The 25722-nt window shown below is 65.0% G+C and carries 31 protein-coding genes; 8 read left to right on the top strand and 23 right to left on the bottom strand.

The window, feature by feature from the left end:
- Window positions 1–52: 52 nt before the first annotated feature.
- From FHS69_RS10235 to FHS69_RS10260, 6 genes are all read left to right on the top strand, one after another.
- Complete coding sequence (locus FHS69_RS10235) at window positions 53–1240, top strand: aspartate aminotransferase family protein (protein WP_166777582.1); 1188 nt, start codon at window positions 53–55, stop codon at window positions 1238–1240.
- A gap of 11 nt (window positions 1241–1251) precedes the next feature.
- Window positions 1252–2178 carry an ornithine carbamoyltransferase gene (gene argF / locus FHS69_RS10240; RefSeq protein ID WP_166777583.1) on the top strand — a complete coding sequence of 309 codons (927 nt, stop codon included), beginning with the start codon at window positions 1252–1254 and terminating at the stop codon, window positions 2176–2178.
- Between the two features lie 52 nt (window positions 2179–2230).
- Window positions 2231–3136 (top strand): Hsp33 family molecular chaperone HslO, encoded by a 906-nt coding sequence (gene hslO / locus FHS69_RS10245; protein WP_166777584.1) that lies wholly within the window; start codon window positions 2231–2233, stop codon window positions 3134–3136.
- A 169-nt stretch (window positions 3137–3305) separates the two neighbouring features.
- Window positions 3306–3638, top strand: a complete 333-nt coding sequence (locus FHS69_RS10250; RefSeq protein WP_341801759.1) for a hypothetical protein — start codon at window positions 3306–3308, stop codon at window positions 3636–3638.
- A 44-nt stretch (window positions 3639–3682) separates the two neighbouring features.
- Window positions 3683–4384 carry a 7-cyano-7-deazaguanine synthase QueC gene (queC, locus tag FHS69_RS10255; RefSeq protein WP_166777586.1) on the top strand — a complete coding sequence of 234 codons (702 nt, stop codon included), beginning with the start codon at window positions 3683–3685 and terminating at the stop codon, window positions 4382–4384.
- Between the two features lie 13 nt (window positions 4385–4397).
- Window positions 4398–5987, top strand: a complete 1590-nt coding sequence (locus FHS69_RS10260; protein WP_166777587.1) for an MFS transporter — start codon at window positions 4398–4400, stop codon at window positions 5985–5987.
- Here the strand turns inward: FHS69_RS10260 and FHS69_RS10265 are convergent.
- The 20 genes from FHS69_RS10265 to FHS69_RS10360 form a co-directional block, all read right to left on the bottom strand.
- Window positions 5984–6520 (bottom strand): superoxide dismutase family protein, encoded by a 537-nt coding sequence (locus tag FHS69_RS10265; RefSeq protein ID WP_166777588.1) that lies wholly within the window; start codon window positions 6518–6520, stop codon window positions 5984–5986. The genes FHS69_RS10260 and FHS69_RS10265 overlap by 4 nt on opposite strands.
- Window positions 6521–6615: 95 nt before the next feature.
- Window positions 6616–7725, bottom strand: a complete 1110-nt coding sequence (locus FHS69_RS10270; RefSeq protein WP_166777589.1) for an OmpA family protein — start codon at window positions 7723–7725, stop codon at window positions 6616–6618.
- Between the two features lie 190 nt (window positions 7726–7915).
- Entirely contained in the window at window positions 7916–8374 is a 459-nt protein-coding gene (locus FHS69_RS10275; RefSeq protein WP_208380282.1) for a DUF2793 domain-containing protein, read from the bottom strand.
- 12 nt (window positions 8375–8386) lie between these two features.
- Entirely contained in the window at window positions 8387–10567 is a 2181-nt protein-coding gene (locus FHS69_RS10280) for a phage tail protein (protein WP_166777590.1), read from the bottom strand.
- Window positions 10555–10986, bottom strand: coding sequence for a C40 family peptidase (locus FHS69_RS10285; protein WP_166777591.1), 432 nt, complete (start codon window positions 10984–10986; stop codon window positions 10555–10557). Before FHS69_RS10285 ends, FHS69_RS10280 begins: the two co-directional genes overlap by 13 nt.
- Window positions 10983–11798: a DUF2163 domain-containing protein gene (locus tag FHS69_RS10290; protein WP_166777592.1), complete on the bottom strand. Its 816-nt coding sequence runs from the start codon at window positions 11796–11798 to the stop codon at window positions 10983–10985. Before FHS69_RS10290 ends, FHS69_RS10285 begins: the two co-directional genes overlap by 4 nt.
- Window positions 11795–14107, bottom strand: a complete 2313-nt coding sequence (locus FHS69_RS10295) for a DUF2460 domain-containing protein (protein ID WP_166777593.1) — start codon at window positions 14105–14107, stop codon at window positions 11795–11797. The genes FHS69_RS10290 and FHS69_RS10295 overlap by 4 nt, the downstream gene beginning before the upstream one ends.
- Before the next feature lie 15 nt (window positions 14108–14122).
- The gene (locus FHS69_RS10300) at window positions 14123–14695 is read right to left on the bottom strand and encodes a tail tape measure protein (RefSeq protein ID WP_166777594.1); all 573 of its coding nucleotides are present in this window, start codon (window positions 14693–14695) and stop codon (window positions 14123–14125) included.
- Window positions 14688–14882 carry a phage tail assembly chaperone gene (locus FHS69_RS10305; protein ID WP_151884861.1) on the bottom strand — a complete coding sequence of 65 codons (195 nt, stop codon included), beginning with the start codon at window positions 14880–14882 and terminating at the stop codon, window positions 14688–14690. Before FHS69_RS10305 ends, FHS69_RS10300 begins: the two co-directional genes overlap by 8 nt.
- Window positions 14879–15208: a gene transfer agent family protein gene (locus FHS69_RS10310; protein WP_166777595.1), complete on the bottom strand. Its 330-nt coding sequence runs from the start codon at window positions 15206–15208 to the stop codon at window positions 14879–14881. Before FHS69_RS10310 ends, FHS69_RS10305 begins: the two co-directional genes overlap by 4 nt.
- On the bottom strand, window positions 15205–15612 hold the full coding sequence (locus FHS69_RS10315; RefSeq protein WP_166777596.1) for a phage major tail protein, TP901-1 family: 408 nt from the start codon (window positions 15610–15612) through the stop codon (window positions 15205–15207). The genes FHS69_RS10310 and FHS69_RS10315 overlap by 4 nt, the downstream gene beginning before the upstream one ends.
- A gap of 28 nt (window positions 15613–15640) precedes the next feature.
- Window positions 15641–16030 (bottom strand): DUF3168 domain-containing protein, encoded by a 390-nt coding sequence (locus tag FHS69_RS10320; protein WP_166777597.1) that lies wholly within the window; start codon window positions 16028–16030, stop codon window positions 15641–15643.
- Window positions 16030–16185: a hypothetical protein gene (locus FHS69_RS10325; RefSeq protein WP_166777598.1), complete on the bottom strand. Its 156-nt coding sequence runs from the start codon at window positions 16183–16185 to the stop codon at window positions 16030–16032. The genes FHS69_RS10320 and FHS69_RS10325 overlap by 1 nt, the downstream gene beginning before the upstream one ends.
- Window positions 16182–16472 (bottom strand): head-tail connector protein, encoded by a 291-nt coding sequence (locus FHS69_RS10330; protein WP_151884858.1) that lies wholly within the window; start codon window positions 16470–16472, stop codon window positions 16182–16184. Before FHS69_RS10330 ends, FHS69_RS10325 begins: the two co-directional genes overlap by 4 nt.
- An 81-nt stretch (window positions 16473–16553) precedes the next feature.
- Window positions 16554–17690 (bottom strand): phage major capsid protein, encoded by a 1137-nt coding sequence (locus tag FHS69_RS10335; RefSeq protein WP_166777599.1) that lies wholly within the window; start codon window positions 17688–17690, stop codon window positions 16554–16556.
- Window positions 17691–17768: 78 nt separating this feature from the next.
- Window positions 17769–18158, bottom strand: a complete 390-nt coding sequence (locus tag FHS69_RS10340; protein WP_243844637.1) for an HK97 family phage prohead protease — start codon at window positions 18156–18158, stop codon at window positions 17769–17771.
- A gap of 2 nt (window positions 18159–18160) precedes the next feature.
- Window positions 18161–18469 carry a DUF6127 family protein gene (locus FHS69_RS10345; protein WP_166777601.1) on the bottom strand — a complete coding sequence of 103 codons (309 nt, stop codon included), beginning with the start codon at window positions 18467–18469 and terminating at the stop codon, window positions 18161–18163.
- Window positions 18466–19623 (bottom strand): phage portal protein, encoded by a 1158-nt coding sequence (locus FHS69_RS10350; RefSeq protein ID WP_166777602.1) that lies wholly within the window; start codon window positions 19621–19623, stop codon window positions 18466–18468. Before FHS69_RS10350 ends, FHS69_RS10345 begins: the two co-directional genes overlap by 4 nt.
- Before the next feature lie 124 nt (window positions 19624–19747).
- Window positions 19748–21079 (bottom strand): DNA-packaging protein, encoded by a 1332-nt coding sequence (locus FHS69_RS10355; protein ID WP_166777603.1) that lies wholly within the window; start codon window positions 21077–21079, stop codon window positions 19748–19750.
- A complete protein-coding gene (locus FHS69_RS10360) occupies window positions 21069–21578 on the bottom strand; it encodes a hypothetical protein (protein ID WP_166777604.1) in 510 nt (169 codons plus the stop codon). The genes FHS69_RS10355 and FHS69_RS10360 overlap by 11 nt, the downstream gene beginning before the upstream one ends.
- A 222-nt stretch (window positions 21579–21800) precedes the next feature.
- Here FHS69_RS10360 and FHS69_RS10365 point away from each other — a divergent pair, with 222 nt between their 5' ends.
- Window positions 21801–22463 (top strand): YqaA family protein, encoded by a 663-nt coding sequence (locus tag FHS69_RS10365; RefSeq protein ID WP_151884851.1) that lies wholly within the window; start codon window positions 21801–21803, stop codon window positions 22461–22463.
- A gap of 18 nt (window positions 22464–22481) precedes the next feature.
- Here the strand turns inward: FHS69_RS10365 and FHS69_RS10370 are convergent, their stop codons facing one another.
- Window positions 22482–23060 carry a Crp/Fnr family transcriptional regulator gene (locus tag FHS69_RS10370; RefSeq protein ID WP_166777605.1) on the bottom strand — a complete coding sequence of 193 codons (579 nt, stop codon included), beginning with the start codon at window positions 23058–23060 and terminating at the stop codon, window positions 22482–22484.
- A gap of 164 nt (window positions 23061–23224) precedes the next feature.
- Here FHS69_RS10370 and FHS69_RS10375 point away from each other — a divergent pair, with 164 nt between their 5' ends.
- Window positions 23225–24079, top strand: coding sequence for a sterol desaturase family protein (locus tag FHS69_RS10375; RefSeq protein WP_166777606.1), 855 nt, complete (start codon window positions 23225–23227; stop codon window positions 24077–24079).
- A 21-nt stretch (window positions 24080–24100) separates the two neighbouring features.
- Here the strand turns inward: FHS69_RS10375 and spt are convergent, their stop codons facing one another.
- Window positions 24101–25351 carry a serine palmitoyltransferase gene (gene spt / locus FHS69_RS10380; protein WP_166777607.1) on the bottom strand — a complete coding sequence of 417 codons (1251 nt, stop codon included), beginning with the start codon at window positions 25349–25351 and terminating at the stop codon, window positions 24101–24103.
- Window positions 25351–25593, bottom strand: a complete 243-nt coding sequence (locus FHS69_RS10385; RefSeq protein ID WP_067464870.1) for an acyl carrier protein — start codon at window positions 25591–25593, stop codon at window positions 25351–25353. The genes spt and FHS69_RS10385 overlap by 1 nt, the downstream gene beginning before the upstream one ends.
- Between the last annotated feature and the right edge of the window lie 129 nt (window positions 25594–25722).

Raw genomic sequence — 25722 nt, forward strand, 5'->3', positions numbered from 1 at the left:
ATTTGTCTTTCACCCGAGATAGCACCCGCAACGAGGTGCCGCTGGAGGACCCATGTCGATTACGCCGCTGATGCCCGTCTATCCCCGCTGCGGGGTGCGCCCGGTCAAGGGTGAGCATTGCCATCTGATCGACGAAGACGGCACGCGCTATCTCGACTTCGCCAGCGGTATCGCGGTCAACCTGCTGGGACACAGCCATGCCGGGCTGATCGGGGCGATCCAGCGCCAGGCCGAGACGCTGATGCATGTTTCCAATCTCTACGGCAGCCCGCAGGGTGAAGAGCTTGCCCGGATGCTGGTCGACAAGACTTTCGCGGATACGGTGTTCTTCACCAATTCGGGCGCAGAGGCGGTAGAGGCAGCGATCAAGACCGCGCGTGCCTACCACCAGCACGATGGGGGGGATGCGAAGCGGACCGAACTGATCACCTTCACCAACGCCTTCCACGGTCGCACGATGGCCACGATCAGTGCATCGAACCAGGAAAAGATGCACAAGGGCTTCATGCCGCTGCTCGGTGGCTTCCAATATGCCGAGTTCGACAATCTGGACCACGCCAAATCGCTGATGAGCGAGAAGACCGCAGGCTTCCTTGTCGAGCCCATCCAGGGTGAGGGCGGTATACGTCCCGGCAGCGAGGAATTCATTCGCGGCCTGCGCCAGCTGGCTGACGAAAACGATCTGATGCTCGTGTTCGACGAGGTCCAATGCGGCGTTGCGCGCACGGGTAAGCTCTACGCCTACGAACACTACGGCATCGAGCCCGATATCATGGCCACGGCCAAGGGCATCGGTGGCGGCTTCCCGCTCGGCGCATGCCTCGCCACCGAGAAGGCGGCGCGCGGAATGGGCTTCGGCACGCATGGCTCGACCTATGGCGGCAATCCGCTCGCGATGGCTGCCGGCAAGGCGGTGATGGATGCGGTCGCGAACGACGAATTCCTCGCCGAAGTGACCGAGAAAGGCGATCGTCTGCGCAGCCGCCTCGAACAGTTCATCGGCAACTATCCCGAACTGTTCGAACTGGTTCGCGGCAAAGGCTTGATGCTGGGGATCAAGATGAAGGTCGAGAGCCGGCCCTTCTTCGTTCACCTGCGCGACAACCACCAGTTGCTCACCGTTGCAGCGGGCGACAACACGCTGCGCGTCCTGCCGCCACTCGTGGCCGACGATGCGGAATTCGACGAATTCTTCGACAAGCTTTCGGCTGGCGCCGCGAGCTACGATCCGGCCAGCTGATCAGGAGCGCGATGATGCGGCATTTCCTCGACCTTTCGGACGCCGGCGGGGACGCGGTCGCCGCCATGATCAACGATGCGCAGGATCGGAAGGGCGCGCGCGCCGACTGGCCCAAGGGTCAGCCGGATAGCGATGCGCCGCTCGCCGGCCACGTGCTGGGGATGATCTTCGAAAAGAACTCGACCCGCACCCGGGTCAGTTTCGACATCGCGATGCGTCAACTTGGCGGCAGCGCATTGATCCTCGATTCCGGAACCAGCCAGCTGGGAAGGGGCGAAAGCATCGCCGATACCGCGCGTGTGCTCAGCCGGATGGTCGACGCGATCATGATCCGTACAGATGATCACGAAAAGGCGCTCGAGATGGCACGCCATGCCAGCGTCCCTGTCATCAACGGACTGACCGATCGCTCGCACCCGTGCCAGATCGTCGCCGATCTTCTAACCGTCATCGAGCACGGCAAGGAATTGCCGGGTCTCGAGCTGGCGTGGCTCGGTGACGGGAACAACGTGCTCCACTCGGTTCTCGAGGCAGCGGCGCTGATGAAGTTCAACGTCCGCATCGGGACACCGAAGGGCTACGAACCCGAAGTCGAATTCGTCGAGATGGCGCGCGCGGCGGGTTCAATCGTCACGCTGACCAACGACGCCGAAGAAGCGATCGCTGGAGCTGATGTCGTGGTGACCGATACCTGGGTTTCCATGGGCCAGGACCATGCCCGCGAAAAGCTTGCGGCCATGGCCCCCTTCCAGGTTTCGCAGCGGCTGATGAGCGGCGCCAAGCCGGATGCGAAATTTCTCCACTGCCTCCCCGCCCATGTCGGTGACGAAGTAACGGAAGAGGTCTTCGAAGGTCCGCAATCGGTGGTCTTCGACGAAGCGGAGAATCGCATTCACGCTCAGAAGTCGGTTTTGTTGTGGTGTTTCGACAAAATCTGACAGCGCCTCGCGGACTCTAACATTTTGCGCGTTGACGCCCCATATGGCGCGAATGACTGCTACACCCGAAACCACCGCGGAAACCTATTCCGGCCGCCTGCTTGCGTTCACGATCCCCGCGCGCCATGCGCGGGGCCGTATAGTGCGACTTGACGAGACGCTCGATACCATCCTCGCGGCGCATGATTATCCGGCCCCCATCACCCATCTGCTTGGTGAAGCGCTCGTGCTGGCGGTGCTGATGGGCGGGCTCGTCAAGGATGATGGTTCGCAGGTGACCCTGCAGGCGCAGACCGAAAGCGGAGCGGTCAACCTGCTCGTTTGCGACTACAAGGGCGGCAAGCTGCGCGGATATGTCGACTTCGATGAGGCCAAGCTAGCCGAACTGGGCGCCAATCCTTCGCTCTTCGCATTGTTCGGCAAGGGCTATCTCGCCATCACTTTCGATATTGCCGGCGGCCAAGGACGCTATCAGGGAATTGTTCCGCTCGAAGGCGACAGCCTGACCGAAGCCTGCGAGCGCTATTTCTATCAGTCCGAACAGGTGCCCACGCTTATTCGCTGCGCCGTGCGTTCCGACGGATCTGGTGTACAGGCCGCGGGCCTGCTGGTGCAGCACCTGCCCGAGGGGGAAGAGGGGCGCGAACGGCTGCATGCCAAGCTCGACCATCCCGAGTGGGAGCATGTCGCAATCATTGCAGGCTCGCTGCGGCACGAGGAGTTGCTCGATGCCAAGCTGTCGCTCGAGGCGATTGCGTGGCGCCTGTTCCACGAAGAGGACGAAATCCGCATCGAACACGGCGCGGCGATCTCGCGCGGTTGCCGCTGCTCGGTAGCGCACTATCGCGATGTGCTTTCACGCTTTCCCGAAGAACAACGGGCAGGAATGCGTGATGACGCCGGAATCGTCTTCGTCGATTGCGCATTCTGCTCGAAACAGTTCGGCATCGAAGTCTGATGCGTGTGTCGTTGTTTTACAACGGTTCAGCGTGATTGTGCTGTAATTGACGGCGAATCACGGGCGCGTCTGGTTTCACGGACGAAAGGTCACATCAGCTATGGCTCGTAATCGGGCATTTCTAACTGCGGCGTTTGGCGCCCCGCTTGCAATTCTCGCAGCCCCCGTGGTGGCGCAGGCTTCGCTGGCCATGCTTGACAGCCTCGACAAGGGTGGCTGGGAGCTGCGGTTCCGCGACGGTGCGACCGCGCGCAAACTGTGCGTGCGCAGCGGCCGCGAGCTTATCCAGCTTCGCCACTCCGGCGAGAATTGCAATCGCTTCGTCGTCCAGGACAGCGCAGACGAGATCACCGTTCAGTATACCTGCCGCGGTAATGGCTACGGGCGCACGCATATTCGCAAGGAATCGACTTCGCTGATCCAGATGGACAGCCAAGGGATTGCGGGGGGAAAGCCCTTCCAGTTCACTGCCGAAGCCCGGCGAACCGGCAGCTGCGACTGAGCGATCGGCTTGCAGACCAACGGCATCCTGCCTAGCGGGGCTGCATGAGCAAAGCCGAAATTTTGCGTCCCGCTGTCATCCTGCTCTCGGGCGGGCTAGATTCCATGGTCAGCGCCGCGCTTGCGCGCGAACGCGGACATTCCCTCCACGCGCTGACGATCGATTATGGCCAGAGGCATATTCGTGAACTGCAGTCCGCGCGCGCGATCGCCGAGAAGCTCGGTGTCGAACGGCATGTCGAACTGCCGCTGGACCTGCGCCAGTTCGGTGGATCGGCACTGACGGCAGATATCGACGTCCCGAAGGACGGCGTGGCCGAGACCATCCCGGTCACCTACGTCCCGGCACGCAACCTCGTGTTCCTTGCGCTGACCACCGCCTTCGCGGAAACGTCTGCCTCGCGGGACATCTTCATCGGCGTGAACGCGCTCGATTATTCCGGATATCCCGATTGTCGGCCCGAATTCATTGCCAGTTTTGCCGAGACCGCACGCCTTGGGACGAAGCAGGGCGTCGAGGGCGATCCGTTCACGATCCACGCACCTCTGCAAAACATGACAAAGGCGGATATCGCGCGGGAATGTCATCGACTGGGCCTTGATCCGGCATGGAGTTGGTCTTGCTATGACCCGACACCTGATGGGCTCGCCTGCGGTGTGTGCGATTCCTGCCGGCTGCGGCGAAAAGGCTTTGCCGAAGCGGAGCTTGTCGATACCACCCCCTATGCGAGAGACATAGACGACTAGGGGAGTAGGGAATTTGACCGAAGCGAGCGACGCCGCAAAGCCTGAAGAAGCGACGGCGGGCAGCGGTTCGGACACGGTTCCCGCCTATAGTTGGTACGCCCTCGGCGTTCTCGTTCTCATTTATGTGCTGAATTTTATCGACCGGCAGATCCTGTCGATCCTGGCGAACGACATCAAGGCCGACCTCGGAGTCGAGGACGATTATCTCGGCTTTCTCTACGGCACGGCTTTTGCAGTATTCTACGCGCTGTTCGGGATCCCGCTCGGCAAGCTTGCCGATAGCTGGAAGCGGGTGCGATTGATGAGCCTCGGACTGGCGCTGTGGTCCACCATGACCGCCCTGTCCGGTTTCGCCAAGAATGCCACCACGTTGACCGTGGCGCGCATCGGGGTGGGGGTGGGTGAGGCGACTGCCAGCCCCTCTGCCTATTCGCTGATTTCGGACTGGTTCCCTGCGCGACTGCGCGCCACCGCGCTCGCGATCTATTCCTCCGGGCTTTATATCGGCGGGGGCATATCGCTGCTGATCGGCGGATTGATCGTCGAGAACTGGAACGCCGCCTACCCCGATGGCGGCCCGCTCGGACTGGTCGGTTGGCAGGCAGCCTTCCTTTCGGTGGGGCTACCCGGTTTGGTGCTTGCGCTATGGGTACTGACCCTGCGCGAGCCCGTTCGCGGCGCGATCGATGGCCTGACGACGCCGGAAGATCCCGCGCCGTTCCGCGGCTTCGTGCAGGAACTGTTCCAAGTGATACCGCCCTTCACGGTCTTCGGCGCTGCGTCGCGTGGTACCGGCGCGCTGGTGGTCAATCTGCTTGGCGCGGCCTTTTTTGCCGGGCTCGCATGGGCCTTGTGGCGCTGGACGGGCGTCTTCGAACAATGGCTGTTTCTGGGCGTCGGCTATTATGCCGTCTTCAGCTGGGCCATGGGCCTTCGCGCAAGGGACTTGCCCACCTTCAAGCTCACCTGGGGGTCGCCCGCATTCCTCTGCGTGGTGCTGGGCTATGGGACGGTCGCCTTCACTGCCTATGCGGCTTCCTATTGGGGGGCCCCTTATGCGGAGCGCGCACTGGGCGTCGATAAGACCGACCTGGGCTGGTTTCTCGGCGCCCCGGCTGCCGTGGCAGGATTTCTCGGTGTTATCATAGGCGGGCGGCTGGCCGATTTCCTTCTCGAACGCCGACCCGAAGGTCGCGTTTGGGTGATCCTGTTCGGGCTCGTCACTCCGCTACCCGCAATGTGGCTGGCCTATACCACCGATGATGTCGTGCTCTTCTACATTGGCGCATTTCTCGCGCAGATGCTCAGCGCAGCCGCATTGGGTGCAGCTGCGGCCTCGAGCCAGGCATTGGTGCTGCCGCGAATGCGCGGTCTGGCCACGGCAACCTTCTTCTTGTCGACCACGCTGATCGGGCTGGGCCTCGGCCCATTCATGGCGGGCTATGTATCGGCAACCAATGGCGACGACCTGTCACTCGGGGTGTTGTCGACTTTGATCGCAGCGCCTTTCGGCTTCGTGCTGTTGATCGCCGCGCTCAGGCTCGTGCCGCAAGCGGCGGCCAGTGTGGTCGAGCGCGCACGTGCCGCCGGGGAACCAGTCTAGGCGGGTTTCAGGACTCCGCAGGCGATCCGCGATCCAGCATTGCCCGACGGATCTGTCCGATAGTCGTCTGCACTGGCGTGCACCACAACTGCGGTACCATCGGCGTCGAATATGTTCTCGAGGACGATCCGGGCGTCACCGTCGAGCTCGACTTGCGTACTGCCGCTGCGGTTCTCTCCGATGACGAGATTCGGCATGTCTCCGAGGTGTTTGCCGCCCGGTGAAAGCGCCCCGTGCGTTTCGCCGCCCGGGTTCAGGTGACCACCTGCGCTGGAGAAGTCGGGAGCGATACACTTTCCCGTGGTGTGGAGATGGAAACCATGTTCGCCCGGTGACATGCCTGTGGCGGCAACGGCAACCGTAACGCTTTTACCGTTGGAGAGGAGTTGGACCGTACCCGCGGGCAGGCCGTTTGCGAATTGCAATGTCGTCTGTCCTACGCGGTCTGTCGCGAGGTCGTCGACGGTCGTGCAGGAGGTCACTGCGAACGCGCTTGCAGTGGCGAGAACTGCGATTTTGGAGAGGCTCTTCATGACGGTCCTTTCGAATGTCTGCGGCTTTTGCGTCACCAACGAAAAAGGGGCCGGATTGCTCCGGCCCCTCGTTCGATTTGGCGTGTAGCCGTCGCTTACATGCCCGAACCCGGACCGTAAGTGATTTCGACGCGACGGTTCTGCAGTTCGCGAACGCCGTCGGCGGTCGGTACGCGCGGCTGCGATTCACCGAACGCTTCGCTGGTGATCCGGGTGTCCGGAATGCCGCGCGAGGTCAGGTAACCACGGACCGAGGCGTTACGACGCTCGGCAAGACCCATGTTGTAGGTCGTCGAGCCCGAACGGTCGGTGTGACCGGCAAGCATGACCGCGGCGGTGCCGCAGTTAGCGTAAGCCGAGACCGCGTTGTCGAGGATCGTCGCAGCTTCCGGCGTGATGTCCGACTTGTCCCAGTTGAAGAAGACAATGTACGGACCCGTCTCGCAGACCGGCGCCGGCGGCGGCGGGGGCGGCGGGGGAGGCGGCGGCGGCGGGGGCGGCGGCGGCGGAGGCGGCGGTGCAGCCGGCTCGCCGAAGTTGAACTCAAGCGTACCCATCAGCGAATGGCTGGTGAAGGTGTCTTCGAGGGTGTTGCCACCGAGGTCGACCAGTTCAACACTCTCTGCGTTGAAGAAGCGGTAGCGCAGGCCGACATCGATCGAATCGGTCAGCGGAGCGCGAACGCCAGCGAGAACCTGCCATGCAAGGCCGCTGTCGGAATCGTCGATCGACGAGGTGAAGTTCGAATAAGGTGCGACTTCATAGCTGGTACGAGCAACGCCGACACCACCGCCGACATAACCCTGCAGGCCATCGTCGGGACCGAAGTCCACGAGGCCGTTGAGCATGAAGGAAAGAGCGTTCGCGTCACCGCCTGCAGGGTAGAAGCCTGCCGGAGCAACTGCGCCCGGGCCGTATACCAGGCCAGGCGTTGCAACATTGATGCCGTCGACATTGGCCTGACGGTAGCTGACTTCTGCTTCCAGACGGAATCCGCCGAAGTCGTAACCGACGTAACCGCCACCGTCGAAGCCGAGGTCATGGCTGACTTCGTGGGTGTCGGTCGTAGCGTTGATATCGAAATCGCCGTCTTCGACCAGCATCGAGCCGAATTCGGCGCCGATGTACCAGCTGTCGTCCTTAGCCAGGGCAGGCGATGCAAGGGCCGTAGAGGCCATCGCCATTCCTATGACGAATTTCCGCATTATAGTTTCCCCTTTTTGCGAATTGGAGCCACCGAGTAGAACATATCTAACTTTGTCCCCATGAGGTGGCAAGCAAACAATCGGTAGGAACTGTTGCAAGATTGCCGCTTTTCCTACGCGATGAGAATGAGTTCCGTATCCGGGATCCCTTCCGTGACAGGCGAACGCCATAGTCTGTCGGCGGTTCCCGTCAATCGTCGGGAAAAATGGCCAGTGTTGCAAGCTTGTCGATCAGAGCGACAATTGCTGCGCGTGCCTGTGCGTCGACGACTGCCCCACCGATGGGTTCATCGGGGCGTTCGGCACGGATCCATTCATCCCGGTATACCCATCTCTCCCCGCTATCCGCGTTGTAGATGTGCATTCCGGCCAGGGGCTGGCAGAAGGTCCATTGTTCGCTGTCCCAGCATGCCAGCATATCCTCCCGCTCGAACCATGCATCGGAAGCGGTCGCTGCAACGACCCAGCACTCGCCGGCCTGCGGGTTCGACGGCGGCGCGGTTGTGCTGCCTTTGACCACGGGATGGAGCAACACGTCGATCCGCGCGAGGGCTTCGTTGACAAACGCCTCTTTCTGGGCCTGCGCAGCCGCCAACAAAGGGAGGTCGAGGCGCGGTGTGGCGGCGTCGAATGGGATTGGCTGGGTCAATCTCGGCTCCTGTCAAATCGTCGAGGGAAGGTGGGTGAGTAATAGCGGAAGCGAGCGTGCGTAGCTGCCGCTTTGCCGAACCCAGACCGGTTGACCGGGATATGCGGCTGCGACGTCTGCAAGACTTGCCGCGGAAAGATGAAAGCGGGACTGGTCGCTCGTCCATATCCGTTCCGGCTTGGCAGGCTCGCCAATGCCGATCTCGTAGATTTCGTCCTGTTCGACCAACGGTTGCTCGACTTCGTTCAGCCAATGCCACCCGCCGCGCGCTCGGCGCGTCCAGGACAGCTCGAGCCCGCCCTCGCGTGGGTATCTTTGTCTAGGGTGTACCGGTGAGAGCGGTCTGCGCGTACTGCCGGATCCCTCAAGCGTGGCATAGACCGGCTCGTCATCCGCGTGGCCGATAGCGGCCAGCAGACTTTTGGCATCAAACTCAACGTCGTCCGGCAGCGCCCAAAGTCGCTCGTCGAGCGCAGTTGCTGGCGTACCTGCCGAATGGCCGACGAGCGCGTGGTGCTCGGTCCCGCCGCGCCCCCTCAACAGTCCGAACAGGCGCCATTCCCCTTCACCGAGCGCCTCGTAGCGCGCGAATTGGATGATTTCCTCGCCGACCAGTAGCCGGTTGGCACCCTGTGCCAGAGCGCTTGTGGTCGCCGGTTCGAACGCGGGCGCCTCATGATCGAGCCGTAAATGCAGCCCTGCCGCAGGCTCGAAGCGCAGGCCGCGACTGGGGGCGAGGGGCGCCAGCAATCGTCCGCCGATCGCACGGTCGGGACCGCTCTCACCGAGCGGGATCAGCGCGCCATCGCGAAGATGATACAGTGCTGCGCCCGCCCAGCGGCCGTCGGGTGCGCCGACCGCGGCAAAGCGTTGCGGCTGGCCATCCGGCCCGGTGCCGTCCCACGGCAGTTCGAAGGCGCGCAAAAGGCTTCCAACCGCTTGGCGATCGGGCGGATCCCACGCCGCTCCGCCATCGGCTGCGGCGGCTACCGGAGTGGCGGTCGCGTGTCGTTGCAGGTCGAGCTCGATTCCGATTTCGCGCCATTCCCATGCAGTCACCTGCCACAGGCCGGGATGGTCGGGAATGCGGACAATGCTTCCGGGGCCGACTTTAGGATCGAGTGCTGCAATGCGCAAAGACAGCGTGTCGCTCTGCCAGCGCTCACGAAGCCGTGTGCGCGACAGCAATGCGCGGGCATTGGTTGCATTCAGCACCCCGGGCAATTCGAGCACAGCTCTTCCGCCCGCTTCTCCTGGCGCGCGCTGAAGTCCCGGCTGGTAGGAACGCGCAGAGTCGTAATAGCGAAGCGCAGTAATCGGCTCGACAAGGGTTGCTCTCGTGCGCTCGATACCCGCCATCCGACCGAAATCGCCTTCCGGGGTGACGACAGGGTCGGACAGTGTGATCGGGGCTTCGCTTTCAAGGTCGACCGAGGCAAGCCGGGGCCCGTCCGGTGTCCATTGTACCCCTAGTGGCGTTAGCCGCGCTAGATGCGTCAAGGTCGCTGCGGCGCTGCCGCCATCGTGGATGTAGCCTTCAAGTTCCGCAATCGGAGCGGTTACGGCGTCGAACCCGTGTGTCCGCGCGATCTCGCCTGCCACCCCCGTTGCGGATCCGGCCAAAACTTCGAAGCTCAGCGCCGGGACACGATTGCCGAAATCCTCCAGTGCGAGATCCTCGAACACGACATAGGCGCAGCCACGAAAGGCCGGGCAGCGTGCGCCCAGTTCGGCGACCAGCAGCGGATCGGGCGGTTGATCGGCATGGCCACGATGAACGCGCAGCGATCCGCCGGTCTTGAGATCGCCTGCTGCGCCGCGCAGCAAATGTCCATCGGCCCAGATCCTGCCCACGCGTTCGATCGGTTGGCTGGAAAGCGCGACCGCCAGCGAAACCGAATAGCTGTAGCTCGTGGTCTTCGGCCGACCCTTGCCGCCACCCGAAGTCTCGCGCCGCTCGGCAAGGTCGCTCGCCCAGATCACGCTGCCGGGCACGCGGACGCGGCCATACAATCCCGGAATGGGCTGGCCGTAGCTGGAGGTGCTCACCGCCAGCTCTGTCAGGCGTGGCCCATCGCGCCGCCCATTGCCGATAATCTCGCGGTCCAGACCGCGGCCGAGCGTCGCACCGATAGCGCCGCCAAGCGGCCCACCGACCAGCGTTCCGATCGCTCCGAGTACTAACGTTGCCATAGGTTCTCCGAACGCGCCGCTAGGCGCCAGTGTGCGATCGGGCCAGTTTCCGGGTGGCGGGGTTCGACGACGACGCGGTTGAGGCCGGCATGCGCATGGACGACACGATCCCCGGCGATTGCGACGATCAGATGGTATTGCGCGGGCCCCGGCTGGGTCAGCAAGACGTCTCCGGGCAGCACCGGCCCTTCGACGGGCAGGAGGCCGTTGGCATTTGCGAAGCCCAACCAGCGGTGGATCGTCGCATTGCGCAGGCGATAGCCGAAAGGATATCTTACGCGCCTACCCGAGGCGGTAAGCGCAGCCCCCACCAGGCCCACGCAATCGAGCCCGGTGTGAGGGTTGCGACCATGCAAGCGGAAAGGTGTGCCGACCAGCCCCTCGGCTGCAGCGGCGAATGCCGCGGCCGGCGCGCTCATCGCGGCACCGGATAACGCGCCATCATGTCGTTGCCGGGCAAGAAGGGTTCGCCGCGGAAATTGAGCGCATTGCCGAAGCGGTCGGCGCAGGTGGCCAGCGTCCGGTCGCAGCCCTCGCGCAGGAGAACCCGCCGGCCAGGCTGCACTTCCGGCAGCAGGGGATCGGCCAGAGTGACCGTGTTCTCCTGCGCATTGACGATAGAATGGGCGATGCCGGTCAGTGGTCCATCGATCCAGCGCAGCCGGCCGAAGCGGTACGGGACAGCGTCCGTCAGATCGAGCTTCAGGCTGTGGGCCGCAGGGTCGATCTCGGTGACGAGCGCGCGTCGCTGGTGGAATTGTGGGTTCAGATCACAACCCGGCCCGCAGAATTGTGCGCGGCACGAGGGACCCGTCAGCGGGATACGGTCCTGCGCCAAGCGAGCCTTGTCCGAAACGAGTTCGGCGCGAAATGATCCTGCCTCGCGGCTTATCGCGCCAAGGCTTCCCCTGTACAGCAATACGCTTTCGGAAGTTTGCCAATCGACGACCCCGCTCTCGATCAGGGCAGCATCGTAGCGGCCCCGAACGAGGTCGTCTGCGCGGATCGCATCATGGCTGAGCGCACCGGCAACGTCGCTCGGATCGTCTTCGAAGCCTGACGTGCGCCGGATCGCGGAGGGCAGCATTCCCGGCGCGGTGCGATGCATCACACCGTCGAACCACAGGTCGCGGTCGTGCGTTGCGAAGCCGAGCGTCACGCCGTCGCGACGATGGATGCGCCACCAGGTCGCCGCTGTGTCGAGCTGGCCGGCAAAGAAAGTCTTGCTCATGCCGGCTCGCGGATCTCGACCAAGGGCACGCTGGGCGCTTCGCCAGCAGCGAAGGCAAGGCCGGAAACGTCGAGCCGATCCTCGGCGAACCGTACCGGTACGTCGAACAGAAACCCCGCGGTGATCTCCACGCCGGTCGCGGGCGCGGTTTCGAAAACGATCCAGCCGCCGGTTTCGAATTGCCAGTCTGCGATTTCGCTTCCGTCCAGCGCCACTTGCAGGCTGGACGGTACCGGGCGGGTGATCGGGCGTTTCTGGTCGCCATAGGTCTTCGCCAGACGAAAACGACTGGTGTTGCCGTCCCCCGTTCCGAGGGGCTGGTCGAGCGGTGTGGGCTGGCCGGTCATGCGGTTGGAGCTGAAGTCGAAGGGATCGCGCAGGCGGAATCCACGTGCGGGGCCGTAGCGCGCGCGAAAGAAAGCCAGCAGCGTGCCCAATTCGCTCTCGGAGCGGATGCCGGGGCCGACGTCGTACCGCATCCGCGCATCCGACCACAACGCATTGCGATGCTCGTGCCCCGACGCGGTGACCGCGACAAAGGTAGAGAATTCCGGGCTCGCCGCGGCATCGCGCCCCAGTTCGAGCGGATAGGCGACATCGTCGAAGGCGATCATGGTTTGCTCTCCCGAAGGCAGGCGGGTGTATCCGTCGCGCGCGACCTGTGGCAGCGCCCAGACAAAGCGCTGCGTCACTCCGCGATCGCGCGCCGCGTCGAGCGCGCGATCAATAAGCGGCCAGTACCCTTCGCTGTTTTCGGGCAGCAGCACGAAGCCGGAGAAGTAGTCGGTCGCAGCGACCGGATATCCCAGGTGATCGGCTACGAACCCGTCAGCCCGGCGGCGCGCGGCGTCGGCGCCACCGGTCAGCCAGTCATAGTCCTCCAGTTGCAAGCGGTCGAAAGCGGGATAGCGCCAGCCGACGGGCATGTTGGCGCGCCAGGCATCGGGCGTAGCGGGATCGAGCACGGTCGGAGTGAAGGTCAGCAGCAGGACCTCTGCATCACCCGAAGCCGCGTCGCGCACGGCTTCGGCAAGCGCGTCGGTCGAATCCGACAGGATGTGACCTGCCGCGTCGAGCAGCGCGCGCTGTCCCGCATCGAGCGGTGCGCGAAGCGTGGGGATCGCTACCGGATCGTCACCCAGCGCCTGGCGCGCACTCGCGTCATAGATGCAGGGCGCTCCGCTTTCCGGCACCGTCCACCACCACGGCTCGCCGATCTGGAACAGCACCCGCAACCCCGCATCGCGAGCGATGGCGACAAAGGCGCGTGCGACCTGCTGCAGATAGGCCATCGCCCCGGCATGAGCCGGTGACAGCAGAGTCGAAGGCGGAACCCAGCCGGTCAGCGCCGCCGAACCGTCCGGCGCGCGCTGTTTCCAGTCGTTCCAGCAATGCGCATCGAACAATTCGTAGGAAAGCGACCAGATCAGTTCGAAATCGAGTTCGCGTGCCCTGTCGGCGTAGGCACGGTGCCATGCCTCGCACGGGCCGTTGAGAACGCCACCAGCAAGGCTAATGTAATGAGCATCGCCCAGCGGCTCGAGCCGGAAGTAATGGCTCATGCCCACATAGTGAACGATGCGGCCGCGATAGCCGAGCCCTTCGATATTGCGCAGCAGCCGCGCGGGGGTTTGGTTGAAGCTGTCGTCATAGGCGGTGGCGATCTGCTCGCCATGCGCCGGTAGCAGGACATCGCCTGTTTCCAGCGAGGCATGGGCGCCTTCGCAGCTTAAGCCGCTCATTTCGGCCCAGCCGTCGACGCGTGCCGGCAATTGCTCGGTGCTGCCCTCGACATAGCCTTGGGGCACCAGGCTGATGAATATGCGATCGATATCGCTCGGGTGCACGGGCTCGCCAGGCAGGCTATATCCCGACTGGAGCGCCGAGAAAGGCAGTTCGATCAGGGCGTCGTTCGGCGTGCCGCTGGCATAATTCCACAGCCGGACATACCAGGCGCGCGCATTGCCTGCGGCGTCGCGGCCCTCGATCGTCAGCGTCGGGCCATGCGGCTGGTCGAGCGCGATCACCCCGCCGCTGCGCCAGCGAAACTTGAGGATGCAGTGCGCGTAATCACGCTGCGTCTCATAGGCGAGCAGGGGATGGTCCAGCCGGTCTTCGCTCTCCCAGATCAGTCCCGCGAGTTCGCCGTTGTGATAGAAGCTGCAGTCGACCCGCAGAGCATCCGCCGCGGTGCTCACGACGCTTGCCATCATCGGTCGCGGGAAATTGACCGTCCAGAAGCGCGGATCGAAACGCTGAATGTAGCAGCAATGCTGCCCGCGACGCTCGCGCGCTAGCCAGAATGCCATTTTCAACCCTCCTGTTCAGCGCGAGAGCGCGCGGCGCACCGCGCTGGCGACCTGTCGCGAAGACCGCTGCAGTGCGACCGGTGCGGAGCTACCCTTGGGAGCAGCCAGGTTGATCGAGACTCGTACTTCTCGACCCGCGGTCTGCGCGACGTTGCCGGGATCGACGCGTCCGGCGCTTGTCGGGACGAAGAGCTCAGGCCCGCGCTCTCCAACGAGGTACGGTCGGTCGGGCGCTACCAGGCCCCCGGTCGCGCGCCCGGGCAGGCCGAGCAACGATCCGACCGCGCCGCCCAGTATCGCAGCGAAGCCACCGCTTGCCGCGCCGCCGATCAGTCGGTCGAGGCCGAGCTGCAGGGCGCGTTCGGCGATCTGGTCGAGCGCGGTGCCCGCGATGCGTTTGAGATCCTCGAACCCCAGGCCGCCCTTGCGAATGGCGGCCAGCAGGCTGCGCTCGAGGACACTCCCCGCCTGGTCGAACCCGTCGACCAGCGTGCTGTCCAAGGTCCCACGCATCTGCTGCATGTCGGCGGCGAAGGCGCGCGTGTCTGCGCGCACCGAAACGATCATCTCGTCGATCTCGTCATCCATCGCGATCCCTTTCGATCAGTGCGGCGATTTCAGCTGGTGTGGGTGGAAGTTGTGTAGGTGCCGGAGGAGCAATGCTCGCGGCCAGTTCGGATGGCGTGGCGTCCCAGAAGACGCGCGGCGTCCAGCCGAGCCGCAGCGCGGCCAGGCCCGCCAATTGCAGCGCCCGGGCTGCGAAGCGCTCGCTCACTTCCGGCCCCGGAGGATTTCGCCCAACAGCGCACGCAGCGGCGCGGCGGAAGCGGCTAAGCCCTGTTCGATTACGGCCGCACCCACCTTTGCGCGTGAGTGTTTACCGGGCTCGTCGAGGCAGTGCCAGAAGAGCGTGGCCAGCTCGCTGAGCCGTAGCTGGCCTTCGCCCGCGCGTTCGACCAGCGCGAACAGGGGGCCGAGCTCCTCCTCTGCGCGCACGAGCGCATCGAAACTCGGACGCAGGAGCCGGGTTTGGCCCTCGATTGTCAGCAGGGCTTCGCCGCGCGCGGTGTTGGCTGATTTCGCGCTGTCGACACCGCTCATGCGGGCACCACCGCGCCCGAACTTTCGAGCTGAAGCGCATAGGTGCGCTCGCCGTTGAAATCACCGGCATAGTCGAGCCGTTGGACCAGGAAGCGCCCGCGCATCTTCGCGCCGTCCTCGAAACTGAGCTCGTACTCGTCCAGCGTTCCGGCGAGCGCATGTGTGCGGATTGCGCTCTCGGCATCCGAACCAAGAAATATTCCCGAGGCGGCGACCGACACAGAGCGCGTTCCCGCGCCCGAAAGGAGTTCGCGCCAGCCGCCACTGCCCTTGTGCGTCACCACCACCGTATCGCCGTTGACGCTCATCTGGGTGGTGCGCAGCCCGGCGACCGTGTCGTAAGTCGCGGGCGATCGCCCATCGCCGATTTTGAGAAGGAAGGCGGCGCCTTTCTGTGCGGTCATGTCATGGATCCTTTCGATACGCGGGAGGTCAGTCGGCGAGCAGGAGGAAGCGGTATTCGAGCAGCACTGCGCGAACCGTGCTCCGGCGCCGCTCGGCGCGGCTGCGCAGGAACTGCGTCACGACCACGCGGAACCCGTCCTGCTGCGGAGCAAGCGTGGCGATGCGTTGTTCGATGCGGTCGGCGATTGCCCGGATGTTGGCCGGATCGTCGCCGCGATCGACAATCTCGAGCGCGATGCGCACTTCGCGTCCCCGGCCGGTTTTGTGCGACCAGTCGGCGCTGGCGCTCGCGGCGATGGCGCAATGCGGCGGGCTTGCTGCGGGTGGAGCCTCTTCCTCGACTGCATTGAGCAAGCCCAACAGCACCGGGTCGGCCCGGAGCCAGGCGATCAGCGTGCGGCGTAGCGCGCTTTCCATCAGCGATCCTCCCGGGCGAAGTGCGGCCACAGCAGCGTGGCGCGGTGCCAGCGTTGCATGTCGGCATTGCGGCGGTGCAGGCGCATTTCGGCAGCGGCCTGTGCGCGACGGGCGGCGCGGAGCACGAGTTGCTCCGCCAGACGTGCGAAACTCACAGCCGCAGCTCGCGATAGGGGCGCCACAGCGCCGCCACCGCGGCGGGCAGATGGTCGCCATCGGGGCGGTCGCGTTCGCGATAGTGATGCGCGGCGAAGCGGATGATGCCGTGGCGTAAGGGTTCGGGCAGCGTCGCCCAGTCGTCGGCATCGATCGCGGTGAAACGCAGGCACATCCGCCACGCGCTCTCGAGCAGGCGGAGCAGCAGCGCGTCTTCGCGCGCGGTGCTTATCGCCAGCCATTGCTTGAGCGCGTCGAGCGGCTGGCCGGACAGGTCTGTCGGCATGGAGATGGGTCCCGATTGGCAGGCAGGGTGCCCGCGCCGGAAAGGGAGAACCGGCGCGGGCGGGCGGAAGCGGCTTTCCGCCTATTCCTCGATCTTGAGCAGCTTGATCGCGTTGCCGTCGAGCACCTGCCCGCCGACGCGCTTGGTGGCGTAGAAATGCACGAAGGGCTTGTTGGTGAAGGGGTCACGCAGCACCTGCGTCGCGCTGCGTTCGGCGATCAAATAGCCGTGGCGGAAGTTGCCGAAGGCGATCGGGACTGCGCCCGCGGCGATATCGGGCATGTCCTCCGCCTCGACCACCGGATAGCCGAGCAGCCGGTCTGGCTGCCCCTCGACCAGTCCCGGCTGCCACAGGAAGGCCCCATCCTCGCTGCGCAGCTTGCGCACCTCCGCGAGCGTTGCCGAGTTCATCACGAAGCTCGCGCCCTGCCGGTGACCCGCCTTCAGCGCGTGGACGAGGTCGATCAGCCGGTTCTCGGGCGCATCACCGAGCCCGCTTGCCGCGCCCGTCCCGAGATATTGGAGCGTGCCGAAAGCGCGCAGGTCGTCAGGCGTGGTCGCGGTCGGGGCGGTGAGGAAGCCAGCGGGCTGGTCGTTGCCCGAACCCGCCACGAAAGCGGCTCCCTCGGCGCGCGCGAACTCCATCGCAATCTCGCTCGCGAGCCAGCTCTCGAGGTCGAAGCCGGCATCGTCGAGCATCGCCTGGCTCGCTGCCGGATTGGCGTAGAGCTCGCCCGTCGGAGGCGCGATCTCGGCAAATTCGGGCGTGTCGGTCTCGGGCCGCGCCGCGGTCTCGCTGACCCAGCCGCTGGCGGTTCCACCGGTGGTGATGAGCTTGCGGTACCCCGCACTGCCGGTCTGGACGACCTGCGCGATGGCGCGGATCGGGCTGATCGCGGTGAGTTCGCGCGCGATAGCGGCGTCGATCTGCTGCGGCACGGCATAACCGCCATCGGCGGGCACGCCGGCGGTGAGCGACTTGACTTCGGTTGTCGCGCCGCGGCGCAGATAGCCGTCGACGAAGCCCTTCACTTCGGGCGCGGGATCCGCAGCGCCCGAAAGCGCAGGGCGGCTCGCGACACGGCCGATCTTCTCGACGCGGGCCTTCACCTCATCGACATCGCCGCGCAGCAGCGCGACATCGGCCTCGAGCGAGTCTTGGCGCGCGACGATATCGAAGCTCGTTTCGGCGGGATCGGTGGGGGTGGTCGTTTCCATAGCAGGGTCCTCTTTCTTCAGGGCACAAAAAAGCCGCCCGAAGGCGGCGAGGGGCATCGTTCGGGGCGGCGGGGCGGGTCAGGCGGTGAAGTGGATCCGTGCCTGCGGCTGCAGCGGGTGGGTGACCACGCTGACCTCGAACAGGTCGATCTCTTCGAGCATGCGGCCTGACGCTGTCCGCTGAAAGCGGCGGGCGCGGTAGCCGAAGCTGAGCCCGCTCACTGCGCGCGTTCGCAGCAGCTTGGCGGCGCGGCCCTGTGGCTGGTCGATCTGCGCGACGATCCGCAGCCCGCGCGTGTCCTCGCCTATGCGGTCGACCCAGCCGATGCGCCGGTCGGGGCTGTGCTGCCAATAGAGCGGGATGGGCTCCCGTCGCTCGGCCAGCGTGCGCGCGAAAGCGCCGCGGCGGATCGTGTCGCGCGCGGCGTCGGCGTGATCGAACAGCGCGGCATAACCCGCGATTCGCAGGCTCACGAGAGCATGTCCCCGACGCCGAGCCGCACTGCAATACCCACCAGCAACAGCGCGAGCACGCCGCGCACCAGCCATTCGACCGCCGCCTTCCACGCGCTCGCCTTGGCATCGCGCCAAGCCGAGAGCAGCTCGCGCAACTCGTCGATATCGTCGGGTGCGGAGGGATCGGACAGGCCGATCCGCTCGAGCACGCGCGCCGCGCCCAGTTCGCTCGCCTCTTCCACGATGGCGCGCAGCGTGATCAGATCGCCGCCCTGTGCATCGGCCTGTGCGATCAGCCGTGCAAGCATCTCCTCGCGGGTCATCGCGTTGCCTCCTGTCCTGCCAGCCCGAGCAGCGCGCGTTTCTCCGCGTCGCTCAGGAAGTCGGCGCTGCTGACCTGCGCCCACAACCGCTCGCGGTCCTCGGCGAGCGCGGGGACGCGGTCGAGATCGACGCTGGCGTCCTCGGCGAACCAGTCGCTCAGCCCTGCCTGCAGTCCGCCAAGGATCTTGCCCGCCAGAGGCAGCAGCGTCAGCCGCCACAGTGCGCGATTGGCCTCGCGGTAATTGGCATAGGTGTTGTCGCCCGGCAGGCCGAGCAGCATCGGCGGCACGCCGAAGGCCAGCGCGATGTCGCGCGCGGCAGCCGCTTTCAGCGTGGCGAAATCCATGTCGGAGGGGCTGAGGCTCATCGCCTTCCAGTCGAGCCCGCCCTCGAGCAGCATCGGCCGCCCGGCATTGGCATGGCCCTGGAAGGCGTTCTGCAATTCGGCCTTCAGCCGGTCGAACTGCTCGGCGCTTAGCGCGCCGCCATCCTCGCCGTCATAAACCAGTGCGCCGCTCGGCCGCGCGGCATTCGCCAGCAGCGCGCGGTTCCACGCGCTCGCGGCATTATGGACCGCCACTGCCGGTGCAGCCGCAGCGAGGCATCCCGCGCCGTAATGGTCGTCGGTCGGGTGGAAGCCCTTCAGGTGGACGAGGTTGGGCCAGCCATCCTCGTCATCCAGCGCGATATCCAGCGTGCGATCGGCGAGCACGTAACGATAGCGCGCCGGCCAGCCATCTTCGCCCGCGATCACCTGCACGCGCTCGGGCCGCAGCGGAAACAGCTCGACCGGGCTGCCGGTACCGTCTTTCACGATTTGGACGAAGGCATTGCCATGCAGCGCAAGCTGGGCGGCGAGTACCTCGAGCAGCGGCTGCGCCCCGCAGGAAGAACTGAGCAGTTTCGCCAGTCCTTCGTCCGCGCAGGCCACCGGCGCGCCGCCGACCCCTTCGGCCACGATCCGCACACTGCGCTGCGCCACCGGGTTGGCGAGATAGGCCTCGGCCACCTCGCGTGCATAGTCGAATGGCGCACGCTGCAGCGGACCGCCGTCGAAACCGCTCGCCCAAGGGCTGATGAAGCCGCGCGCAACAGGCGCACGCGATCCGCCCCCGCCTTTGAAGGCGGAGACGAGACTGGTGAAGAATGACATGGATCTCTCCGGCTGAAGCGTAGCTAAGTGGCAACCGCCCCCAATCGGACCCGGGGCGACAGAAAGTGAACTCGGCTAGAAATTCGTCGGCCAGGCCTGACCGGGGGCCCGCTCGATCTGGTCGCTAAACCTGCCGCACGCGCGGGTTTGCGGGCTGGCCCAGCATCAGTTCGCTGAGCGCCCACACCAGCGCATCGGCGCGATCGGGCGATCTGCCGGGACCCTCGTATCCGCCACCAGCCATCAGCCCACAGAGTTGGTCCTCCAGATGCGCGAACAGGCCGGCGTGTCGTACGCGGCCCGCTTCGTAGAGCGCGGCGACGGGTTCGGCGCGCGCCGCCTTGCCTCTGGAGGCGTGGACCAGCTTGAGCGACAGCGCGATATCGGCGGCGCGCAGCACGCTGGCGACCATCTGGCCGCCCTGGTTGGCCTCGGCCACCACGCGGTCGGCCTTCCAGCCGCGTGCGGCTTCGGCCACTGCGCGCGCCCAGCGTTCTGGGCTGGCCTTCGCGACCGAGCAATCGGCGAGCACCTGCGCAATGCCGCTTGCGCCCAGCGCGCAGACTACGATGCCGCATTCGTCGCCGCGGTCGCTGGCGGGCGGATCGACCCCGACCACCACACGGCAAAGCGTATCGCTTGGGCCTTGGTGCCGGCAGCTTTCGAGCAGCGACCGCGTCCACAGCGCGCCCTCGATCTCCTCGAGCAGCATGCCGTCGAGCTCCTGCCGCCCAAGCGCGGTATGGCCGTAGCGCTGGCGGATCGTCGCGACGAAGCGCGGTGGCAGATTGGCGGCGTTCTCATAGGTCGTCCCGCGGCTGATATGTGCCAGCCCGCGGGTTTCCTCGCCTACCAGCCGCCGGACCAGCGCAGTGGCGCGCGGCGTGGTGGTGGCCACCACCTTGGGGTGCAATCCCAGCCGCAGCCCCATCGCCAGATTGTCCCAGGCCGCCTCGGCTCTGCCCGACACCCCCGGCCATTTGCCGATCTCGTCGCACCACGCATGGCTGTGTTGCGGGCCGCGCAGGCTGTCGGGCTCGGCGGCCGAATACAGAAAGGCCATCGCGCCATTGGGCCAGGTCAGCCGCTTGAGCGACGGCTCGTAGAACGGCCGGTAGTTCGGCGGACAGATTGCCAGCACCCCGCTTTCGCCTTCGACCATTACGCTGCGCGCTTCGCCAAGCGAGGCGGCAACCAGCGCGATCCGTGCATCGGGATCGAGGATGGCGCATTCGCGCACCCATTCGGCCCCGGTGCGGGTCTTGCCGAAGCCGCGTCCCGCGCAAATCACCCAGCAATTCCAATCGCCGCGCGGCGGGGATTGCGCCTCGCGCCGCCAGAGCGGCCAGTCATGCCGGATCAGCGCGCGTTCGCGCTCTTCCAGCTGCGCGATCAGACCGGTCTTGGTGCGGTCGTCTTGTTCGCGCAGCCAATCGAGGAAACCGTCACCCAGCATCGGTGGGGGCGACCGGATCGGTCACCTCCTCCGCCAGCGCCGCCTGCAGCGCCATTTCGTTCTGGCGCATGGCTTCGAGCTTTGCATTGAGCGAGGCGAGCACGCTGGCCTCGTCCGAATTTTCGAGCCGGGTCCGTTCGCGCGCCACCGTCTCGCGATGGAGCGTCAGCAGCCGCAGCGCATTGGCGATGTCGAACTTGGGTCCGTCGGCGGGTACGCCCTCGCGCAGACGGCGCAGCGTCTCGAGTTCGAGATGCTCATATCCTTCGAGCAGCGCGGCATACCATTTGCGCGCAAATGCAGCATCCTCCCGGCGCACCTTGTAAGCGCGGGAAGGGTTCACCCCGGCAAAATGTGCGGCAGCGGTCACGTTGGACGTCTCGGCCAGATGGTCGAGAAAGAAAGCGCGCCAGTGCCGGTCGAGTTTGTTCTTTTCGCCGCGCCGGTAGACGTCGGCAATCTTGGTCCGCTTGGTGCGGGCCTTGGCCACCTTCGGCATGATGGTTCTCCGATTGGGCACAGCGCAGAACGACGAAGGGCGGCCTCCCTATGAGGGGCCGCCCTTCGCGAATCGCTATTTTCCGATGTTCGCCTTATGTACCTAAATAGCGTGACGCTGTCAAGAAGAAAGAACCAAATAGGTTTTTTCCTCGCGCTTGCCTAGCGTTCCGCGCTAGCCTAATCGGGGCGCTCCATGGGATGCGAGGGACTTTCCCAGATCATGATCATGAAACCGCTGCGCGGGCTCTACGACTGGACGATGGACAAGGCCGCGCACCCGCATGCCGTGGGCTGGCTGGCGTTCTTCTGTTTCGTCGAATCCAGCTTCTTTCCAATCCCGCCGCATCCGCTGCTCGGGCTGATGTGTCTTGCCGAACCGAACAAGGCGGTGCGCTTTGCGCTGGTCGCGACGCTGGCCTCGGTGGCGGGGGCACTGCTCGGCTATGCGATCGGCTGGGGGCTTTACGACACGCTGGGCGTGTGGCTGATCGGCGTGCTCGGTCTGACCGAGGCATTTCCGGTCGCCGCTTGTCACCTGCGCGAATACGATTTCGAGGCGATCCTGATCGCGGGTGCCACCCCGGTGCCGTTCAAGCTGCTGACGATCACGGCGGGCTTCGTCGGCATGAACCTCGTCACCTTCGTGCTGTCCAGCCTGTTCGCCCGCGCGCTGATTTTCATGACCGTAGGGATCCTGTTCCGCGTCTTCGGCGCGCCGATCAAGCGCGTGATCGACAAGTATCTCGGCACGGTGACCACCGTCTTCGTCGTGCTGGTGGTCGGCGGTGTGCTGGTGCTGACCCAGCTGGGCGGGAGCGAGGACGGCGAGGCGGGACCATGCAGCGGGGCAGCGCTCGAACAGCCGCTCGCGGCCGGCGGCTGAGGCCGCCACGCATTTGCGTCAGTCGCGTGCGAACTTGGCCAGCGCCTGGCGATCGCGCACGCGCAGCCGCCCGTAGCCGCGCTCGACGAGGCCCAGTGCCTCGAGCTCGCGCAGCGCTCCATTGGCGGTCGGGCGCGTTACACCGAGCAGTTCGGCCAGTTCCTGCTGCGTGACCGGCAGGCTGGCATCACTGGCCACGCCTTGCGCCATATTGACGAGCAGCAGCGCCAGCCGCGCAGTGGCATTGCCGCGACGCAGGTCGACCACCAAATTGATCAGGTCCTGCACCTGCACCGCCAGCGCCCCCAGCAGCGCCCGCCCCGAAGCCGGATAGCGTGCCAGGCATTCGAGGAAAGTGCTCGCCGGGATATAGCGCAGCCGGCTGTCGCCGCGAGATACCGCGTCGACCACCCGCGGGCGCTGCGAGAACATCGCCAGCTCGCCATAGGAATCGCCCGGGCCGAGCACTGCGACCGCGCGGAAATCGCCGCCGGAAAGGAACTGGCCCGCGACCACCGTGCCCTCGACGATCAGCCAGAAACCATCGGGCTCGTCCCCGCGCTGCTGGATGATCTGCCCGTCGGTAAATTCGCGCATTATGCTCCGCGCCTCCAGCTCGGCGCGCAGTTCGGGCTCAAGCGAGGCATGAAGCATCGGCGATATTGCAGCGCGCAGTGGCGAGCGAGAATGTAAAACATCCGACATTCTTCCGCCTGCCTAGCGGCTACATCCGCAGGCAACAACCGGAAGAGGATCTGCCCATGCCGTCGTCGACCCTGGCCATAGTCGCAATCTATCTCGGCTTCGCGCTGCTCGAACTGTGGCGCTCGAACCTGTTCCGCAAGACCGAGCAGACCCGCGACGACGGCATCGTCGAGGCGGTCAGCATGACGGTACTGCTCGCGGTAACCCAACCCGCGATCCTCCTCGGCTCCGCGACCCTTGCGGGTTGGCTGGCCCCGCAATGGGACGGGACGCTGGCTGACATCGGCCTGCCCGCCGCGCTGGGCCTGTTCCTCCTGCTCGACGACATGGTGCAATATTGGTGGCACCGCGCGAGCCACACTTTCCCGTGGTTGTACAATCTGCACCGCGCGCATCACAACGCGCGCTACATGAGCGTCCGGCTCGTCTATCGAAACAACGTGCTCTACTATGCAATGATGCCCAATCTGTGGACGTCGGGTGTGCTGATCTACCTTGGGCTGGGCTGGGTTTATGCAGGTTATGTCGTGGCCAAGATGCTGGTCATCATCGGCGCGCATTCGGATGTCGCCTGGGACCGACCGCTTTATGCGATCCGCTGGCTGTCACCGCTGATGTGGGTGGTTGAGCGCACCATCTCGACGCCCGCGACGCATCATGCGCATCACGGTCGCCATGCCGACGATCCCGCGGTTCACTACAAGGGCAACTACGGGAACATGCTGTTCCTGTGGGACGTGCTGTTCGGCACCGCGCATATCACGCGCGGCTATCCGCGAAGCTACGGTGTCGAAAACCTCGCGCCGGCCTCGCTCGGTCAGCAATTGCTCTGGCCGATCTTTCCCGAGAGGAAGGCCGCAGAGCCTGCGCCGCGGGAGCCCGCACAGGCCACGGGCGGCGCGACGGCCTGAAGCGCCGCGCCGCTCGCCCGATCAGATGATTCCGACCTGCTTGCCCGCCTGTTCGAAAATCGCGAGGATCTCGGCCACCTCCCTCTCGCTGTGCTCGGCGCAGAGCGAACACCGCAGCAGCGTCATGTTGGCGGGGGTCGCGGGCGGCCGTGCAAGGTTCACGTAAAGCCCACCCTTGATCAGCGCTTCCCACATCGCGGCCCCTTTCTCGAGGTCGGGCATGATGACCGCGATGATCGCGCTTTGCGGTTCGTCGGTGCCGAGCTCGAAGCCCAGGTCTTTCAGCCCCTTGTGCAGCGTTTTGGAATTCTCCCACAGATGCGCGCGCTTGTTCGAGCCATGCATCAGTTTGCGAATGCTGGTCGCAGCCGTCGCCACCACGCTCGGCGGCAGGCTGGCGGTGAACACATAGGGACGGCAGACCAATCGCATGATCTCGAACTTGGGGTGGTTCGAAACGCAGAACCCGCCGACGGTGCCGACGCTCTTGGAGAAAGTGCCGATGATGAAATCGACATCGTCGATAACACCGGCCTGTTCGACGACGCCGCGCCCGTTCTCGCCAATGAAGCCCATCGAATGCGCTTCGTCGACCAGCACCATCGCACCATATTTCTTGGCGACCGCGACCATTTCCTTGAGCGGCGCGATATCGCCGAGCATCGAATAGACGCCTTCGAGCACGACCAGCTTGCCCGCGCCTTCGGGGATGCGCCTGAGGCGCTTCTCCATCGCTTCGATGTCGTTGTGCTTGAAGGGCACGACCTCGGCATTGCCCATCGCGCATCCGTCCCAGATGCTGGCATGGCTGTCGATGTCGAGGATGATGTAGTCACCCTTGCCGGCGATGGTCGAAATTATCCCGAGATTGGCCTGGTAACCGGTCGAGAAGACCATGGCGTGGTCCATGGCGTAGAATTCGCGCAGCGCGTCTTCGCATTCCCGATGGCCCTGGTAAGTGCCGTTGAGGACGCGGCTGCCGGTGGTCCCGCTGCCGAAATCGGTCAGCGCCTGCTGGCCCGCCCCGATCACGTCGGGATCGAAGGTCATGCCCATGTAATTGTAGGTGCCGAGCAGAATCGTCTCGCGCCCGTTGCAGATCGCCCGGGTCGGCGAGAGAACCTTTTCCATCACCAGATTGAACGGATCTTCCTGACCGCTGGCGAGCAGGCCCTCGCGCAGCGCGATGATGCCGTCGAATTTGGAGAACAGGTCGGTCCCGTCGCCCGCGCGCTCGACGGGCTGGTCGGATTGCGAGATGCCCCGGCTCATCAGTCGGCCTGCAGCTTGGTGACCGCGTCGACCAACTGCCCGTAGGTCTCGATCTCGGCCTGCTGGTTCATGCTGATGATGATGTCGAATTCGTCTTCGATCGCGGCGACGAAATCCATCACCGTCAGGCTGTCGAATTCCAGATCGTTGGCGAAAGTGGTGTCTTCCTTGATCTCAATGCCCTTCTTGTTGAAGGGTTCGGCCAGTTCGCGGATCTTGGCGTCGACTGCGGCTCGGTCCATGGCGGGGGTTTCCATTCCTTGTGCTGCGCGGCGGCCGAAAATGGCCGTGCCGCGCGTATGATCGTCGCGGCAAAGCGGCTTGTGGCGGTGCTTGTCAAGCGCAGCGCGCAATGGCAAGCTTGGGAAAAA

Source organism: Qipengyuania flava (assembly GCF_011762005.1).
Lineage (GTDB): Bacteria > Pseudomonadota > Alphaproteobacteria > Sphingomonadales > Sphingomonadaceae > Qipengyuania > Qipengyuania flava.

Coding starts and splice junctions, on each gene's coding strand:
- FHS69_RS10310 (WP_166777595.1), bottom strand. CDS start 15,208: ATGAGCGGTGTCGACAGCGCGAAATCAGCCAACACCGCGCGCGGCGAA.
- queC (WP_166777586.1), top strand. CDS start 3,683: ATGAGCAAAGCCGAAATTTTGCGTCCCGCTGTCATCCTGCTCTCGGGC.
- FHS69_RS10345 (WP_166777601.1), bottom strand. CDS start 18,469: ATGACCCGCGAGGAGATGCTTGCACGGCTGATCGCACAGGCCGATGCA.
- spt (WP_166777607.1), bottom strand. CDS start 25,351: ATGAGCCGGGGCATCTCGCAATCCGACCAGCCCGTCGAGCGCGCGGGC.
- argF (WP_166777583.1), top strand. CDS start 1,252: ATGATGCGGCATTTCCTCGACCTTTCGGACGCCGGCGGGGACGCGGTC.
- FHS69_RS10335 (WP_166777599.1), bottom strand. CDS start 17,690: ATGGAAACGACCACCCCCACCGATCCCGCCGAAACGAGCTTCGATATC.
- FHS69_RS10280 (WP_166777590.1), bottom strand. CDS start 10,567: ATGGCAACGTTAGTACTCGGAGCGATCGGAACGCTGGTCGGTGGGCCG.
- FHS69_RS10290 (WP_166777592.1), bottom strand. CDS start 11,798: ATGAGCAAGACTTTCTTTGCCGGCCAGCTCGACACAGCGGCGACCTGG.
- FHS69_RS10285 (WP_166777591.1), bottom strand. CDS start 10,986: ATGAGCGCGCCGGCCGCGGCATTCGCCGCTGCAGCCGAGGGGCTGGTC.
- FHS69_RS10385 (WP_067464870.1), bottom strand. CDS start 25,593: ATGGACCGAGCCGCAGTCGACGCCAAGATCCGCGAACTGGCCGAACCC.
- FHS69_RS10365 (WP_151884851.1), top strand. CDS start 21,801: ATGATCATGAAACCGCTGCGCGGGCTCTACGACTGGACGATGGACAAG.
- hslO (WP_166777584.1), top strand. CDS start 2,231: ATGACTGCTACACCCGAAACCACCGCGGAAACCTATTCCGGCCGCCTG.
- FHS69_RS10355 (WP_166777603.1), bottom strand. CDS start 21,079: ATGCTGGGTGACGGTTTCCTCGATTGGCTGCGCGAACAAGACGACCGC.
- FHS69_RS10315 (WP_166777596.1), bottom strand. CDS start 15,612: ATGACCGCACAGAAAGGCGCCGCCTTCCTTCTCAAAATCGGCGATGGG.
- FHS69_RS10350 (WP_166777602.1), bottom strand. CDS start 19,623: ATGTCATTCTTCACCAGTCTCGTCTCCGCCTTCAAAGGCGGGGGCGGA.
- FHS69_RS10265 (WP_166777588.1), bottom strand. CDS start 6,520: ATGAAGAGCCTCTCCAAAATCGCAGTTCTCGCCACTGCAAGCGCGTTC.
- FHS69_RS10330 (WP_151884858.1), bottom strand. CDS start 16,472: ATGCCGACAGACCTGTCCGGCCAGCCGCTCGACGCGCTCAAGCAATGG.
- FHS69_RS10300 (WP_166777594.1), bottom strand. CDS start 14,695: ATGGATGACGAGATCGACGAGATGATCGTTTCGGTGCGCGCAGACACG.
- FHS69_RS10360 (WP_166777604.1), bottom strand. CDS start 21,578: ATGCCGAAGGTGGCCAAGGCCCGCACCAAGCGGACCAAGATTGCCGAC.
- FHS69_RS10270 (WP_166777589.1), bottom strand. CDS start 7,725: ATGCGGAAATTCGTCATAGGAATGGCGATGGCCTCTACGGCCCTTGCA.
- FHS69_RS10320 (WP_166777597.1), bottom strand. CDS start 16,030: ATGGAAAGCGCGCTACGCCGCACGCTGATCGCCTGGCTCCGGGCCGAC.
- FHS69_RS10370 (WP_166777605.1), bottom strand. CDS start 23,060: ATGCGCGAATTTACCGACGGGCAGATCATCCAGCAGCGCGGGGACGAG.
- FHS69_RS10375 (WP_166777606.1), top strand. CDS start 23,225: ATGCCGTCGTCGACCCTGGCCATAGTCGCAATCTATCTCGGCTTCGCG.
- FHS69_RS10295 (WP_166777593.1), bottom strand. CDS start 14,107: ATGGCATTCTGGCTAGCGCGCGAGCGTCGCGGGCAGCATTGCTGCTAC.
- FHS69_RS10235 (WP_166777582.1), top strand. CDS start 53: ATGTCGATTACGCCGCTGATGCCCGTCTATCCCCGCTGCGGGGTGCGC.